The sequence below is a fragment of the Serratia sp. FGI94 genome (assembly GCF_000330865.1).
Lineage (GTDB): Bacteria > Pseudomonadota > Gammaproteobacteria > Enterobacterales > Enterobacteriaceae > Serratia_B > Serratia_B rubidaea.
This window is the reverse complement of the sequence record NC_020064.1, coordinates 3,593,939-3,608,421: the sequence shown is the minus strand read 5'-3', so window position 1 is coordinate 3,608,421 and position 14,483 is coordinate 3,593,939. Positions and strand designations below refer to the sequence as shown.

The window sequence follows — 14,483 nt, the reverse complement described above, 5'->3', positions numbered from 1 at the left end:
AATCTGGCGCTGGCACTCAGCGCGATGACTGAACTATCGACAAGGAGTCGGCATGAGCATGTCTTTAAGCTTTACCTCGGCGGCGTTGCCTGCCGTATCCCTGCCAGTGGTTCCCGAGCGGAGCGCGACAGTCCCGGCTTCGGCGGAGCCTGCCGCAGCCGAGCGGTTGCCCACGGCGGCACAGGCGTCAACGTCGTTACAGAGCCGGCAAACGCAGCAACTGCTGCATTCGCTGGTCAATGACGTCGCCGTGGCCGCCGCGCCGGCCAAGAGCGGACTGACGCGCGGGCAGGCGCCGCAGCAGGGGGATTATACGCTGGCGCTGCTGGCGAAGGACGTTTACAGCCTGGACGGGCAGGGGGCAGAAAATTTCAGCCGTCTGAGCGATGCGGCGTTGCTGAGCGCCGGTATTGAGCCTGCCGGCCTGCACGATACGGCATCGGGCTTTCAGGCGGGCATCTATCATGACGGGCAACAGTATGTGTTGGCCTTTGCCGGCACCAATGACTGGCGCGACTGGTTAAGCAATGTGCGCCAGGCGACGGGTTACGATGACGTGCAGTACAATCAGGCGGTATCCCTGGCGAAAAGCGCCAAAGCGGCGTTTGGCGAGCAGCTGGTGATTAGCGGGCACTCACTGGGGGGCGGGCTGGCGGCCACGGCCGCATTGGCCACCGGTACGCCGGCGGTCACCTTTAACGCCGCCGGCGTATCCGATCATACCCTGAACCGCTTTGGCATCGATCCGGCAGCCGCCAGACAGGATGCGGAAGCCGGCGGTATTCGCCGCTACAGCGAGCAATATGACATGCTGACGTCAACGCAGGAATCGACATCGCTGATCCCGAACGCTATCGGCCATCACATCATTCTGGAAAATAATGATACGTTAAGCGGTATTGACGACTGGCGGCCGAGCAAGCATCTGGAACGCAGCCTTGCCGCGCATGGCATCGATAAGGTGATTAATTCAATGATGGAACAAAAACCGTGGGAGACACAGGCCAATGCCTGACAGAGTACGCTGGCCGATATTACTGATGTTATTGATATCGTTAGCGGTATGGGCGTTGTCGGGCAGGGCCGGGGAGCAGCAGATGAATCAGCAAACGACGCCGTTTAACGGTCTGGACAGCCAGCCGCTGGCGCTGGCGGTGGCCGCTGGCGATACGGCGCGCATCGCCGCTCTGGCGACGCCGCAGGCGCTTGGCGAGCGCGGTGAACAGGGTATTACGCAGCTGCAGTGGGCGATCTTACGTCAGCAGCCGGGCAGCGTGCAGGCTCTGCTGGACGCTGGTGCCGACGTGGCGCAAACCGGCATGGACGGCAACAGCGCGCTGCATATTGCGGCGATGGTGGCGGATGCCGGTTATCTGGCGCAACTGCTGGCGCAGCAGCCGTCGGTGATTGATGTGCGCAATGCCGTCAGCGGCGCCACGCCGCTGGCCGCCGCGGTGCTGGCTGGCCGGCCGACGCAGGTGCGTCAATTGCTTGATGCCGCCGCTGACAGTCGCCTGGCCGACCGGGTCGGCGATACGCCGCTGCATATCGCCGCCAGAATCAATGCGCCGCAGGTGGCGCTGATGCTGTTGCAAAACGGCGCGGACGCCGCGGCGGTTAACCAGCAGGGGCTGACGTTCCAGGCCTATTTCGCCCAGACGCCGCGGCATCTGCAGAATGATGCCATGCGTCAGGCGCGTCAGCAGCTGGATGACTGGCTGCAGGCGCACCGGCTGGCGGTGCGCTATCGCGTATCCTGAGGAGATAAAAAAACCGCCGGAAGGCGGTTTTTTATATGGCGTTATTCGCCGTCGGCTGCCGGAGTGCCTTTCGGCTGGCGGCGTTTACCGACGTTTTTCGCCTCGCGGTGGCGAACTTTCACCTTGGCTTTCTCTTTGCTTTTGGCTTTGTTCTTATCAGCCGCACGCTTGGCCAGCACTTTCTTGGACGGCTTGCCGTTGCTCTTTTCGCTTGGCACGCGGGTTTTCGGCCGCAGCTCGTCAATCACCCGCGCCTTCAGCGGTTCATTCAGATAGCGGCCGACCTTGCCCAGCAGCAGGTGGTCGTGGGCCTCAACCAGAGAAATTGCGGTACCTTTACGGCCGGCGCGGCCGGTGCGGCCGATACGGTGCAGATAGGTATCGGCGGTGCGCGGCATATCAAAGTTGAACACGTGGGTGATGTCCAGAATGTCCAGACCGCGGGCGGCGACGTCGGTGGCGATCAGCACGTTGACGCGGCCGTCCATCATGCGTTTCACCGCTTCGTTACGCTTGGCCTGCACCATTTCGCCTTCCAGATAGCAGGTGTTGATGCCCGCTTCCCGCAGCCAGGTGGCCAGCTCATGCACGCGCTCGCGCTTGCGCACGAAAATGACCGACTTCTGCACATCCGGCTGCTGCAGCAGATGGATCAGCAGGGCGGTTTTATGCTGCACGTCGTCAGCGCGGTAGTACCACTGCAGAATTTTTTTACGCTCGCGGCGGGAAGGGTCGGCTTCGACTTCCACCGGCTCGTTCAGAATGCGCTCTGCGAATTCGCGGATGGCTTCGCCTTCCAGCGTGGCGGAGAACAGCAGGGTCTGGTTGCGCCAGCGCGTTTCGGCGGAGATGGTTTCAATATCCTGGGCGAAGCCCATGTCCAGCATGCGGTCGGCTTCATCCAGGATCAGCGTTTCCACCGCGCGGCAGTCGAAGTTCTCTTCTTTAATATACTGCAGCAGGCGGCCGGTGGTGGCGACCACCAGATCCTGGTTTTCGCTGAAGACTTCCGCGTGGTTCATATAGGCCACGCCGCCGGTAATGGTGGCGATATCCAGTGAGGTATGGGCCGCCAGCTCACGCGCCTGATCGGCGACCTGCATCGCCAGTTCGCGCGTCGGGGTCAGGATTAACACGCGCGGCGGGCCGGACTTCTTGCGAGGGAAGTCCAACAGATGCTGCAGCACGGGCAGCAGGAAGGCGGCGGTCTTACCGGTACCGGTCGGCGCCGAACCCAAGACGTCGCGCCCGTCCATCGCCGGTGGGATGGCTTCGGCCTGAATAGCGGTCGGGCGGTCGTAGCCTTTATCACGCAGGGCGTTGATCAGGCGTTCATCGAGATCGAGTTCGGAAAAATTGGTTGCTGTCATGGTCTACCTCTACTTGGGGCGCCGATTATAGACGGGTTGGCCGCCGGGTTCATCCTTTTTAAGGCCGGAACGCTTTCACCACCCCGCAGATTGCCTTATGCTACGCCGGTTTTCCAGCCAGGTGCCTATCGTGAACAGTCAGTCAAAAGCCAGTTTCAAACCGCGCCGCGGCGGTTTTACCTTCAAGCAGTTTTTTGTCGCGCACGATCGCTGCGCCATGAAAGTCGGCACCGACGGCGTGCTGCTCGGCGCCTGGGCGCCGGTGAAGGCGGTCCGGCGGGCGCTGGATATCGGCTGCGGCAGCGGACTGATCGCGCTGATGCTGGCGCAGCGTACCGCGGATGAGGTGCAGATTGACGCGGTTGAACTGGACGCCGCCGCCGCCGCGCAGGCGCATGACAATGCGGATGCGTCGCCGTGGCCGCAGCGTATTTGCGTACACCAGCAGGATATTGAGCCGTTTTCCCGCCAACAGACCGCAGCTTACGATCTGATTGTCAGCAATCCGCCCTATTTCGCCCCGGCGGTAGCCTGCCGTGACCGGGCGCGCGATGCGGCGCGCTATACCGAAACGCTGACCCATGACGTGCTGCTTGACTGCGCCGAACGGCTGTTACAGCCCGACGGCACGCTGTGCGTGGTGCTGCCATATGAGATTGGCGAGGCCTTTGCCGCCGATGCGCAGCAGCGCGGCTGGCATCTGGCGCAGCGGGTGAACGTCAGCGACCGGGCGGATACTGTGCGCCACCGCATATTGCTGGCGCTGACGCGCACGCCGCAGGCGTGTGTCGAGAGCGATCTGGCCATCAAGCAGGCGGATGGCGACTACAGCCCGCCGTTCCGCCGTCTGATCGCTGATTTTTACCTGTTTTACTAAGGCTGCAGAATGGTCGGACGCGCTTCCGGCAGCTGTTCCGGATAGTCCAGCGTGTAGTGCAGGCCGCGGCTCTCCTTGCGCGCCATGGCGCTGCGCACCATCAGCTCGGCCACCTGCACCAGATTGCGCAGCTCCAGCAGATTGTTGGAGATGCGGAAATTGGCGTAATACTCGTCAATTTCCTGCTGCAGCGTGTTGATGCGGCGCAGTGCGCGCTCCAGCCGTTTGGTGGTGCGGACGATGCCGACGTAGTCCCACATAAACAGCCGCAGCTCGTGCCAGTTATGCTGGATCACCACGCGTTCGTCCGAATCATCCACCCGGCTTTCATCCCACTGCGGCAGCGTGCTGGCCAGCTTGATGGCCGGCAGGCGGCGCACAATATCCTCGGCGGCGGACCAGCCGTACACCAGGCACTCCAGCAGCGAATTTGAGGCCATGCGGTTGGCGCCGTGCAGCCCGGTATAGCTCACCTCGCCGATGGCGTACAGCCCGTCAAGGTCGGTACGGCCGTGCTGGTCGACCATCACGCCGCCGCAGGTATAATGCGCCGCCGGTACGATTGGGATCGGCTGTTTGGTCAGGTCAAAGCCCAGCGTCAGCAGCTTGTCATGGATCATCGGGAAGTGTTGGATGATAAATTCGGCCGGCTTATGGCTGATATCCAGATACATGCAGTCGGCGCCGAGGCGCTTCATTTCATGATCGATAGCGCGGGCGACAATATCGCGCGGCGCCAGTTCGCCCCGCGGGTCGAAGTCCGGCATAAAGCGGCTGCCGTCCGGGTGCAGCAGATGGGCGCCTTCGCCGCGCAGCGCTTCGGTCAGCAAAAAGTTGCGCGCCTGCGGGTGGAACAGGCAGGTGGGGTGGAACTGGTTAAACTCCAGGTTGGCGACCCGGCAGCCGGCGCGCCAGGCCATGGCGATGCCGTCGCCGGAGGAGATGTCCGGGTTGGTGGTGTACTGGTACACCTTGGCGGCGCCGCCGGTTGCCAGCACCACGGTTTTGGCGCGGTGCGTCTCCACCCGCTCCAGCTCGCGGTTCCAGACGTAGGCGCCCACCACGCGGCGGGTGCCGGGCAGGCCGATTTTGCTGGAGGTGATCAGGTCGACGGCGTTGCGGCGCTCCATGACGCAAATATTCGGATGGGCGCTTGCTTTCCCCACCAGTGTGGTCTCTACTTCCTTACCGGTGGCGTCTGCGGCGTGCAGAATGCGGCGGTGGCTGTGGCCGCCTTCGCGCGTCAGGTGATAGCGCTCCTCGCCCTGGGCGTTGGTTTCGGTATCAAACAGCACGCCCTGATCGATTAGCCACTGGACGCAGTGGCGCGCGTTGCCGGCGATAAACTCGACCGCCTCTTTATCACACAGCCCCGCGCCGGCAATCAGCGTATCGTCAACGTGCGACGCAATGCTGTCCGTTTCATCAAACACCGCGGCGATGCCGCCCTGGGCATAAAAGGTGGCGCCTTCGTTGAGCGGGCCTTTGCTCAGCACGGTGACCTTACCGTGTTGCGCCAGCCGCAGAGCCAGTGACAGGCCCGCAGCGCCGCTGCCGACGATCAGTACATCGCTAACATATTCAGAAGATGGTTGCATAACGTATGATGTGTGCAGAAGAAGAGTGAAAATCATGTTAGCCTAATTGTCCGGGCAAATGCCACGGATAGGGCGACATCAACAGAAAAAACAATGGCCGTATGGAACTTTGATTTCCATATGAACTCCAAGCGAGTGCTTGCTCAGGAAAAATGTATGGCTGGCAGTACAATTTCACGCGTGGAGACAGATTTGGGGAGAATTTACCTCGGATGAGCGAGCAGTTAACGGATCAGGTGCTGGTTGAACGGGTCCAGAAGGGCGATCAGAAGGCGTTTAACTTACTGGTGGTGCGCTACCAGCATAAAGTGGCGAGCCTGGTTTCCCGCTATGTGCCGCAGGGCGATGTGCCCGATGTGGTGCAGGAGTCGTTTATTAAAGCCTATCGCGCGCTGGAGTCTTTCCGCGGCGACAGCGCTTTTTACACCTGGTTATATCGAATCGCTGTGAATACAGCAAAAAATTACCTGGTTGCTCAGGGGCGGCGTCCGCCGGCAAGCGATGTGGACGCCAACGACGCTGAAAACTATGAAAGCGCCGGTGCATTGAAAGAAATTTCGAACCCTGAGAACTTAATGTTGTCAGAAGAGTTGAGACAGATAGTTTTCCGTACCATTGAGTCGCTCCCTGAGGATCTGCGTATGGCGATCACCTTGCGGGAGTTGGATGGCCTAAGCTACGAAGAAATAGCCGCCATCATGGATTGCCCGGTCGGGACCGTACGCTCGCGTATTTTCCGCGCTCGGGAGGCTATCGATAATAAAGTTCAACCGCTGATTCAGCGTTAGCGATGGCGGATACAGGAAGGGTATTTAGGCATGCAGAAAGAAAAACTTTCCGCTCTGATGGATGGTGAGTCGCTCGATAACGAACTGCTGAGCTCTTTATCGCAGGATCGGGCGCTTCAACAAAGCTGGCAGAGCTATCACCTGATACGTGACACGCTTCGGGGTGATGTAGGACAAGTAATTCATCTCGATATCGCCGAACGTGTTGCTGCTGCACTGGAGAAAGAGCCTGCTCGCCTGGTTCCTTCCGCGGTGCCTGAATCTCAGCCGCAGCCGGAAACCTGGCAGAAAATGCCTTTCTGGCACAAAGTGCGCCCGTGGGCCAGCCAGCTGACTCAGGTCGGGGTTGCCGCCTGCGTCTCTCTGGCGGTGATCGTCGGCGTTCAGCACTACAATCAGCCTGATGCCACGCAGCCGGGCTCTTCGGAAGCACCGGCGTTCAATACGCTGCCGATTATGGGCCAGCCGTCTCCGGTAAGCCTGGGCGTACCGGCAGACAGTTTCTCAACCGGCAGCGGCCAACAGCAGCAGGTTCAGGAACAGCGTAAACGTATCAATGCGATGCTGCAGGACTATGAACTGCAACGCCGCTTGCATTCAAACCAGTTGCAACTTGATCAAGGCACGCCGCAGCAGGCCGCCGTTCAGGTTCCAGGCACCCAGTCTTTAGGAATGCAGCAGCAGTAATGAAGCAACTTTGGTTCTCCGTTTGTCTATTGACGGGCAGCCTGCTCTACTCAAATACCGCCCCGGCGCAGACCGCGTCCGGGGCGTTGTTGCAACAGATGAGCAGCGCCAGCCGTTCACTCAATTACGAGCTTGCCTATATCAGCATCACCAAGCAGGGGATAGAGTCGTTACGCTATCGCCATGCTCTGGTTGAGCAGCAGGCGCTCGGTCAGCTATTGCATATGGACGGCCCGCGCCGTGAAGTGCTGCAGCGCGGCGACGGCATCAGTTATTTCGAGCCGGGTCTGGAGCCGTTTACCCTGTCGGGCGATCATATTGTTGATGCGCTGCCTTCCATCGTGTACGCCGACTTTACCCGTCTGGCAAAATACTATGATTTTATCTCCGTCGGCCGCACGCGGATTTCCGATCGCCCTTGCGAGGTGATTCGCGTGGTGGCGCGCGACGGTTCGCGCTACAGCTATATTGTCTGGATGGATGAAGAGACCAAACTGCCGCTGCGGGTGGATCTGCTTGACCGCAACGGCGAAACGCTGGAACAGTACCGGGTGATTTCGTTCACCGTGGGCGAAGAGGTGCAGAATGCGCTGAGCGGACTGCTGAAAGCCTCATTGCCGCCGCTGATTTCCCTGCCGGCGCAGGACAATGTTAAACTTGGCTGGGATACGGTCTGGTTACCGGCCGGAGTCAGCGAAGTGGCGCGCAATCGCCGCAAATTGCCGAACGTTTCCGTGCCGGTAGAGACGCGGTTATACAGCGACGGCCTGTTCAGCTTCTCGGTCAACGTCAGCCCGGCGGGCAGCGGCGTTGGCACGCAGCTCTACCGCCAGGGGCGGCGGACGATTCAGACCGAATTGCGCAACGGCAAAGAGATTACCATCGTCGGCGAAGTGCCGCCGTCAACCGCCAAGCGTATTGCTGACGGTATTTCCTTCAGGGGATCGTCGAAATGATGAAAGAGTGGGCCACGGTTGTTTCGTGGCAACAGGGCGTCGCGCTGCTGCGCTGCGAGCCGAAAGCGGGCTGCGGCAGCTGTAAGGCCCGTTCGGGCTGCGGTACGCGCGCGCTGAACGAGCTGGTGCCGGAGACCGAGCATCAGCTGCGGGTGCAGATTGAACAACCGCTGGAGCCGGGGCAACGGGTCGAAGTGGGCATTACCGAAGGCAGCTTGCTGCGCTCGGCGATGCTGGTCTATCTGACGCCGCTGCTGGGTATGATGCTCGGCGGCGGTGCGCTGCAGCTGTGGCTGGCGACGGACGGCGCGGCGGCGCTGGGCGCGCTGTTCGGCGGCGTGGGCGCCTTTTTGCTGGCGCGTAAATTGGCCCACCGTCTCGGTGAGCAGGACGCCTACCAGCCGGTAGTGTTACAAATTGGCCTGCCTCCTACCGCGCTGCGTCTGCAGCCGGAATCCCCCCTGTCTGATTAAATTACTGACCGCGTCATCGCCGGGTTACGGTAGGCGGGGATGCGGTTGTTAATCATATGCTCCAGCAACGCAATAAACAGATCGGCGCTCAGCAGTGAAAAGTAGCACAGCGTGGCCAGCGTCTGGCCCTGCGCGTCACGCAGGCGGATCTCGCCGTGTTGCGGCTGACTGTCCAGCGAGTGAACCTGCGCAATATCGATGCTGCCCTGCGGCGTGACCAGCGTTTTGGCGCTTAGCCGCAGCGTTTGGCCCGGCAGGCGATGCGGTTTGCCGCCGAGCAGCCAGGTGAGCCAGCGGCCCCGGCCGGTAAGGTAGTGAAAGGGCAGTTCTTCGCCCTGATACAGCGCATTGAGGGCGACCGGCCCGCGCAGGAGGATTTGCTGGCTGATGATGGTGTCGCGCAGCGCCCAGGCGTGGGACACGTTGCTGTATACCGTGCACCAGGGTTGATCGGCGGCGGTACGGAACGCCATGGCTTCACACAGGCCGCCGCACAGGTTGCCCAGCAGCGGCACGCCGCGGGTGCGGTAGACATCGACGATTTTCTCAAACGGGATAAAGCGTTCCTGATGGTTATGGCTGTTGAACACTCTGACGCCGTGTTCATACAGGCGATAGGTCTGCGTGGGGCGCAGGAAATGACGCAGCGCCAGCAGGATACACGCCAGTAAGATGGTTACCGCGCCGGTTTGCAGCAAGGTCAGGATGCCGTGCTCTTCCATATTGCTCATCAGCGGCAGCATTAACAGCGCGCCGCCGATGGTTAACAGCAGCGCCGCCGCTGCCAGAATGCCCCAATTGACCTTTGAAAAATCGTGCCGGCTCAGCATCTGCCCTTTATCGATCATACGCACCTTCCAATCAACCTACAGAGATATGCTGGTGAACTCCGGTGGGCTTGCCGATGTAGCGCCCTGATTTCATCATTTTATGCGGAGCTCACCTCCTTTCTATCGAGGCGCGGGCGTCAGGTATATGGGTTTTTTCCTAAAGGGCGGCGACCGATAATTAGCTGATATTCAGCCTGTTTTTTCGAGGGTTTAAGAGTGCGTTGATTGCGCGGCGGCGCATTATGTATTAGGGGCAGGCGCAGCGTGCGTTTTTACCGATCTTTCCCCGCCCCGGCAAAATGTTTTTCCGATTAACATTTGTTTTCATCCACGGCTAGCCCCGGCCCCATTAAACAGCGCATAATAGAATGTTTTCGCTGCAGCGATCGCTAGGTTTTCGCTGTTACGGCATGTAGAATGCAGCGATTCAGGCGAAAGACGGCCTAACCCAACTCACTGTCGCTTTAGGTCCATGCGGGTTTCCATAGGCGAGTAATTCAGAAATACCAAGGCAGAAAAACTTTTATAATGAAGCATATACGAAATTTCTCCATTATTGCCCATATTGACCACGGTAAGTCGACGCTGTCGGACCGTATTATCCAGATTTGCGGCGGCTTGACCGATCGTGAAATGGCCGCACAGGTGCTGGACTCCATGGAACTGGAGCGCGAACGCGGCATCACCATCAAGGCGCAGAGCGTCACGCTGGATTATAAGGCGCCCGATGGTGAAACCTATCAGCTGAACTTTATCGATACCCCGGGCCACGTCGACTTCTCGTACGAAGTCTCCCGCTCGCTGGCTGCCTGTGAAGGTGCGCTGCTGGTGGTGGACGCCGGCCAGGGCGTAGAAGCGCAGACGCTGGCCAACTGCTATACCGCCATTGAAATGGATCTGGAAGTGGTGCCGGTGCTGAACAAAATCGACCTGCCGGCCGCCGATCCGGATCGCGCAGCGCAGGAGATTGAGGATATCGTCGGCATTGACGCCGCTGATGCGGTGCGCTGCTCCGCGAAGACCGGCGTCGGCGTGCCGGAAGTGCTGGAGCGCTTGGTGCGCGACATCCCGCCGCCGGAAGGCGATCCAGAGGCGCCGCTGCAGGCGCTGATCATCGACTCCTGGTTCGATAACTATCTTGGCGTGGTCTCGCTGGTGCGGATTAAAAACGGCACCATGCGTAAAGGCGACAAGATCAAGGTGATGAGCACCGGCCAGGTTTACAACGCCGACCGTCTGGGGATTTTCACCCCGAAACGCGTCGACCGCGACGTGCTGAACTGCGGCGAAGTCGGCTGGCTGGTCTGCGCGATTAAAGACATCCTGGGCGCGCCGGTGGGCGATACCCTGACCACCGCGCGTCAACCGGCGGAAAAAGCGCTGCCGGGCTTCAAAAAAGTGAAGCCGCAGGTTTATGCCGGGCTGTTCCCGATAAGCTCCGATGACTATGAAGCCTTCCGCGATGCGCTGGGCAAACTGAGCCTGAACGATGCCTCGCTGTTCTACGAGCCGGAAAGCTCCAGCGCGCTGGGCTTCGGTTTCCGCTGCGGCTTCCTCGGCCTGCTGCATATGGAGATCATTCAGGAGCGTCTGGAGCGTGAGTACGATCTGGATCTGATCACCACCGCGCCGACGGTAGTCTACGAAGTGGAAACCACCGGCGGTGAAACGGTGTATGTCGACAGCCCGTCCAAACTGCCGCCGCTCAACAATATCGCCGAGCTGCGCGAACCGATCGCCGAATGTCATATGCTGATGCCGCAGGAGTACCTGGGCAACGTGATTACGCTGTGCGTGGAAAAACGCGGCGTGCAGACCAATATGGTGTATCACGGCAATCAGGTGGCGCTGACCTATGAGATTCCGATGGCGGAAGTGGTGCTCGACTTCTTCGACCGCCTGAAGTCTACCTCGCGCGGCTACGCGTCGCTGGATTACAACTTCAAACGCTTCCAGGCGTCCGACATGGTGCGCGTCGACGTGCTGATCAACAGCGAGCGCGTGGACGCGCTGGCGCTGATTACCCACCGCGACAATGCGCAGTACCGCGGCCGCGATCTGGTGGAGAAGATGAAGGATCTGATCCCGCGCCAGCAGTTCGATATCGCCATTCAGGCGGCTATCGGCACGCATATCATCGCGCGTTCAACGGTGAAACAGCTGCGTAAGAACGTTCTGGCCAAGTGCTACGGCGGCGACGTCAGCCGTAAGAAAAAGCTGTTGCAGAAACAGAAAGACGGTAAGAAACGCATGAAGCAGGTCGGCAACGTTGAGCTGCCGCAGGAAGCGTTCCTGGCCATTCTGCACGTGGGTAAAGACGGTAAGTAAGAGCGAAGGCTCGATAACAAGGGAGTTTGCATGGCGAATATGTTTGCCTTGATCCTGGCGATTGCCACGTTGGTGACCGGGATCATCTGGTGCCTGGAACGCTTTAAGTGGGCGCCGGCTCGCCGGGCGAAAATTGCGGCGGTAAATGAACAGACCGACGGCACGCTGGATGACAAGACGCTGGCGAAAGTCGCCAAGCAGCCGGGCTGGGTAGAAACCGGCGCCTCGGTCTTCCCGGTGCTGCTGCTGGTCTTCGTGGTGCGCTCGTTTGTTTACGAGCCGTTCCAGATTCCATCCGGTTCGATGATGCCGACGCTGTTGATCGGTGATTTTATTCTGGTGGAAAAGTACGCTTACGGGATTAAGGATCCGATCACCCAGACCACGCTGATCGAAACCGGCCATCCGAAGCGCGGCGATATTGCGGTATTTAAATATCCGCTCAATCCCAAGCTGGATTATATCAAGCGCGTTGTCGGTCTGCCGGGCGATAAGGTCAGCTACGATCCGGTGAATAAGCGCGTAACGGTACAGCCGGCGTGCGATAATGGCCAGTCCTGCGATAAAGCCCTGGCGGTCACCTATAATCAGGCGGCGCCGAGCGATTTCGTGCAGATGTTCAGCCGCAGCGGCATGGGTGAGGCCAGCAACGGCTTCTACAATATTCCGCTGAACGACAGCGTGCCGCAGGGCGGTATCCGCCTGCGTGAGCGTAACGAAACGCTGGGCGACGTGACGCACCGGGTGCTGACCGTGCCGGGGACGCAGGATCAGGTTGGTGCCTATTACCAGCAGCCCGGCAATCAGCTGGCCGAGTGGGTGGTGCCGGCCGGTCATTATTTCATGATGGGCGATAACCGCGATAACAGCGCCGACAGCCGTTATTGGGGCTTCGTACCGGAGAAGAACCTGGTAGGTAAAGCCACGGCAATCTGGATGAGTTTTGAAAAGCAGGAAGGTGAGTGGCCGACCGGCGTCAGATTAAGCCGTATTGGCGGTATTCACTAATTGCTATTTCTCCCCGTTCTGCCGGCGTCGTATTAATTTAATGCGGCTGAAGCAGGGCGGGGAGATAAACGCAGCATTCTGTTGCCGCTCGTTGTAGAATATCAGGCGATAAAAGTTGGTTCTGTTTGGAGCCACTGCAAACGAAACAGCTTTGGAAAGCAGGTCTGTTCCGTATGCTGTAAAGTTTTTGACGCATTCTTGATCTATTGGTAACTCATGAATCCCATCGTAATTAACAGGCTGCAGCGCAAGCTGGGCTACACTTTTCAACAGCAAGAACTTTTGCTGCAGGCGCTGACTCACCGCAGCGCCAGCAGTAAACATAATGAACGTCTTGAGTTCCTGGGCGACTCTATTTTGAGTTTTGTCATCGCCAATGCGCTCTATCACCGTTTTCCTCGCGTTGACGAGGGGGATATGAGCCGCATGCGCGCCACGCTGGTGCGCGGCAATACGCTGGCGGAGATGGCGCGCGAGTTTGACCTGGGCGAATGTCTGCGCCTGGGGCCCGGCGAACTGAAAAGCGGCGGTTTCCGCCGTGAGTCGATTCTGGCCGATACGGTGGAAGCCCTGATTGGCGGCGTCTTCCTGGACAGCGATATTCAGACCGTCGAACGGTTGATTCTTGATTGGTATCGCAGCCGGCTGGATGAAATCAGCCCGGGCGACAAGCAGAAAGACCCGAAAACCCGTTTGCAGGAGTTTCTGCAGGGGCGTCATCTGCCGTTGCCTTCTTATCTGGTGGTGCAGGTTCGCGGTGAAGCGCACGACCAGGAGTTTACCATCCACTGTCAGGTGAGTGGTTTGAGCGAACCGGTGGTAGGCACCGGCTCAAGCCGCCGTAAAGCCGAGCAGGCGGCAGCGGAACAAGCGCTGAAAAAGCTGGAGCTTGAATGAGCGAAGAAACACAATACTGCGGATTTATCGCGATCGTTGGGCGTCCCAACGTGGGCAAATCCACGTTGCTGAACCAACTGCTGGGGCAAAAAGTCTCCATTACCTCGCGTAAGCCGCAGACCACGCGTCACCGCATTATGGGTATCGACACCGAGGGGCCTTATCAGGCGATCTACGTGGATACCCCGGGGCTGCACATCGAGGAAAAGCGCGCCATCAACCGCCTGATGAACCGTGCGGCCAGCAGCTCAATCGGCGACGTAGAGCTGGTGATCTTCGTGGTGGAAGGCACCAACTGGACCGACGACGATGAGATGGTGCTGAACAAACTGCGCAGCCTGAAGTGTCCGGTGCTGCTGGCGATCAACAAGGTCGACAACGTTACTGACAAATCCAAACTGCTGCCGCATATTGCGTTCCTCAGCCAGCAGATGAACTTCCTCGACGTGGTGCCGATCTCCGCCGAGAAAGGGATGAATGTCGACACCATCGCCGGCATTGTGCGCAAGCTGCTGCCGGAAGCGGAGCACCACTTCCCGGAAGATTACATCACCGACCGTTCCCAGCGTTTTATGGCTTCGGAAATCATCCGTGAAAAACTGATGCGCTTCCTGGGTGAAGAGCTGCCTTATTCGGTGACCGTTGAGATTGAGCAATTCGTTGCCAACGATCGCGGCGGCTATGACGTGCACGGCCTGATCCTGGTTGAGCGCGAAGGCCAGAAGAAAATGGTGATCGGCAACAAGGGCGCGAAGATTAAAACCATCGGTATTGAAGCCCGTCAGGACATGGAACAGATGTTTGAGGCCAAGGTGCATCTGGAGCTGTGGGTGAAGGTTAAATCCGGCTGGGCGGACGACGAACGTGCGCTGCGCAGCCTGGGCTATGTTGACGACCTGAAGTAACCGCCG

14 protein-coding genes are annotated in these 14,483 nt (G+C 59.4%); 11 read left to right on the top strand and 3 right to left on the bottom strand.

Annotated features, from left to right (window positions below; genetic code table 11):
- The first annotated feature begins 52 nt into the window (after nt 1–52).
- Together D781_RS16450 and D781_RS16445 are read left to right on the top strand one after the other, a co-directional pair.
- Nucleotides 53–1,015 carry a DUF2974 domain-containing protein gene (locus D781_RS16450; protein ID WP_015673464.1) on the top strand — a complete coding sequence of 321 codons (963 nt, stop codon included), beginning with the start codon at nt 53–55 and terminating at the stop codon, nt 1,013–1,015.
- 82 nt (nt 1,016–1,097) lie between these two features.
- The gene (locus D781_RS16445; RefSeq protein WP_343228818.1) at nt 1,098–1,760 is read left to right on the top strand and encodes an ankyrin repeat domain-containing protein; all 663 of its coding nucleotides are present in this window, start codon (nt 1,098–1,100) and stop codon (nt 1,758–1,760) included.
- Nucleotides 1,761–1,801: 41 nt separating this feature from the next.
- Here the strand turns inward: D781_RS16445 and srmB are convergent, their stop codons facing one another.
- Nucleotides 1,802–3,130 carry an ATP-dependent RNA helicase SrmB gene (gene srmB, locus D781_RS16440; protein WP_015673462.1) on the bottom strand — a complete coding sequence of 443 codons (1,329 nt, stop codon included), beginning with the start codon at nt 3,128–3,130 and terminating at the stop codon, nt 1,802–1,804.
- Nucleotides 3,131–3,227: 97 nt separating this feature from the next.
- Here srmB and D781_RS16435 point away from each other — a divergent pair, with 97 nt between their 5' ends.
- Nucleotides 3,228–4,007 (top strand): methyltransferase, encoded by a 780-nt coding sequence (locus D781_RS16435; RefSeq protein ID WP_015673461.1) that lies wholly within the window; start codon nt 3,228–3,230, stop codon nt 4,005–4,007.
- Here D781_RS16435 and nadB read toward each other — a convergent pair.
- Nucleotides 4,004–5,605, bottom strand: a complete 1,602-nt coding sequence (gene nadB, locus D781_RS16430; RefSeq protein WP_199557137.1) for an L-aspartate oxidase — start codon at nt 5,603–5,605, stop codon at nt 4,004–4,006. The genes D781_RS16435 and nadB overlap by 4 nt on opposite strands.
- A gap of 212 nt (nt 5,606–5,817) precedes the next feature.
- Here nadB and rpoE point away from each other — a divergent pair, with 212 nt between their 5' ends.
- From rpoE to rseC, 4 genes are read left to right on the top strand one after another with little or no spacing between them, the layout of a single operon-like run.
- Nucleotides 5,818–6,393, top strand: a complete 576-nt coding sequence (rpoE, locus tag D781_RS16425) for an RNA polymerase sigma factor RpoE (protein WP_015673459.1) — start codon at nt 5,818–5,820, stop codon at nt 6,391–6,393.
- A gap of 30 nt (nt 6,394–6,423) precedes the next feature.
- Entirely contained in the window at nt 6,424–7,080 is a 657-nt protein-coding gene (rseA, locus tag D781_RS16420; protein ID WP_015673458.1) for an anti-sigma-E factor RseA, read from the top strand.
- Nucleotides 7,080–8,036, top strand: a complete 957-nt coding sequence (gene rseB, locus D781_RS16415; RefSeq protein ID WP_015673457.1) for a sigma-E factor regulatory protein RseB — start codon at nt 7,080–7,082, stop codon at nt 8,034–8,036. Before rseA ends, rseB begins: the two co-directional genes overlap by 1 nt.
- Entirely contained in the window at nt 8,033–8,509 is a 477-nt protein-coding gene (rseC, locus tag D781_RS16410) for a SoxR-reducing system protein RseC (RefSeq protein ID WP_015673456.1), read from the top strand. Before rseB ends, rseC begins: the two co-directional genes overlap by 4 nt.
- Here the strand turns inward: rseC and D781_RS16405 are convergent.
- Complete coding sequence (locus D781_RS16405; RefSeq protein WP_015673455.1) at nt 8,506–9,357, bottom strand: hypothetical protein; 852 nt, start codon at nt 9,355–9,357, stop codon at nt 8,506–8,508. The genes rseC and D781_RS16405 overlap by 4 nt on opposite strands.
- 510 nt (nt 9,358–9,867) lie before the next feature.
- Here D781_RS16405 and lepA point away from each other — a divergent pair.
- The 4 genes from lepA to era all read left to right on the top strand — a co-directional run bounded on the left by lepA (nt 9,868) and on the right by era (nt 14,477).
- Complete coding sequence (gene lepA / locus D781_RS16400) at nt 9,868–11,667, top strand: translation elongation factor 4 (RefSeq protein WP_015673454.1); 1,800 nt, start codon at nt 9,868–9,870, stop codon at nt 11,665–11,667.
- 30 nt (nt 11,668–11,697) lie between these two features.
- Nucleotides 11,698–12,675, top strand: a complete 978-nt coding sequence (gene lepB / locus D781_RS16395) for a signal peptidase I (RefSeq protein WP_015673453.1) — start codon at nt 11,698–11,700, stop codon at nt 12,673–12,675.
- Between the two features lie 216 nt (nt 12,676–12,891).
- Nucleotides 12,892–13,572 carry a ribonuclease III gene (gene rnc / locus D781_RS16390; protein ID WP_004929158.1) on the top strand — a complete coding sequence of 227 codons (681 nt, stop codon included), beginning with the start codon at nt 12,892–12,894 and terminating at the stop codon, nt 13,570–13,572.
- Nucleotides 13,569–14,477: a GTPase Era gene (era, locus tag D781_RS16385; RefSeq protein ID WP_015673452.1), complete on the top strand. Its 909-nt coding sequence runs from the start codon at nt 13,569–13,571 to the stop codon at nt 14,475–14,477. The genes rnc and era overlap by 4 nt, the downstream gene beginning before the upstream one ends.
- Nucleotides 14,478–14,483 lie beyond the last annotated feature (6 nt).

Coding starts and splice junctions, on each gene's coding strand:
- D781_RS16450 (WP_015673464.1), top strand. CDS start 53: ATGAGCATGTCTTTAAGCTTTACCTCGGCGGCGTTGCCTGCCGTATCC.
- D781_RS16445 (WP_343228818.1), top strand. CDS start 1,098: ATGAATCAGCAAACGACGCCGTTTAACGGTCTGGACAGCCAGCCGCTG.
- srmB (WP_015673462.1), bottom strand. CDS start 3,130: ATGACAGCAACCAATTTTTCCGAACTCGATCTCGATGAACGCCTGATC.
- D781_RS16435 (WP_015673461.1), top strand. CDS start 3,228: ATGCTACGCCGGTTTTCCAGCCAGGTGCCTATCGTGAACAGTCAGTCA.
- nadB (WP_199557137.1), bottom strand. CDS start 5,605: ATGCAACCATCTTCTGAATATGTTAGCGATGTACTGATCGTCGGCAGC.
- rpoE (WP_015673459.1), top strand. CDS start 5,818: ATGAGCGAGCAGTTAACGGATCAGGTGCTGGTTGAACGGGTCCAGAAG.
- rseA (WP_015673458.1), top strand. CDS start 6,424: ATGCAGAAAGAAAAACTTTCCGCTCTGATGGATGGTGAGTCGCTCGAT.
- rseB (WP_015673457.1), top strand. CDS start 7,080: ATGAAGCAACTTTGGTTCTCCGTTTGTCTATTGACGGGCAGCCTGCTC.
- rseC (WP_015673456.1), top strand. CDS start 8,033: ATGATGAAAGAGTGGGCCACGGTTGTTTCGTGGCAACAGGGCGTCGCG.
- D781_RS16405 (WP_015673455.1), bottom strand. CDS start 9,357: ATGATCGATAAAGGGCAGATGCTGAGCCGGCACGATTTTTCAAAGGTC.
- lepA (WP_015673454.1), top strand. CDS start 9,868: ATGAAGCATATACGAAATTTCTCCATTATTGCCCATATTGACCACGGT.
- lepB (WP_015673453.1), top strand. CDS start 11,698: ATGGCGAATATGTTTGCCTTGATCCTGGCGATTGCCACGTTGGTGACC.
- rnc (WP_004929158.1), top strand. CDS start 12,892: ATGAATCCCATCGTAATTAACAGGCTGCAGCGCAAGCTGGGCTACACT.
- era (WP_015673452.1), top strand. CDS start 13,569: ATGAGCGAAGAAACACAATACTGCGGATTTATCGCGATCGTTGGGCGT.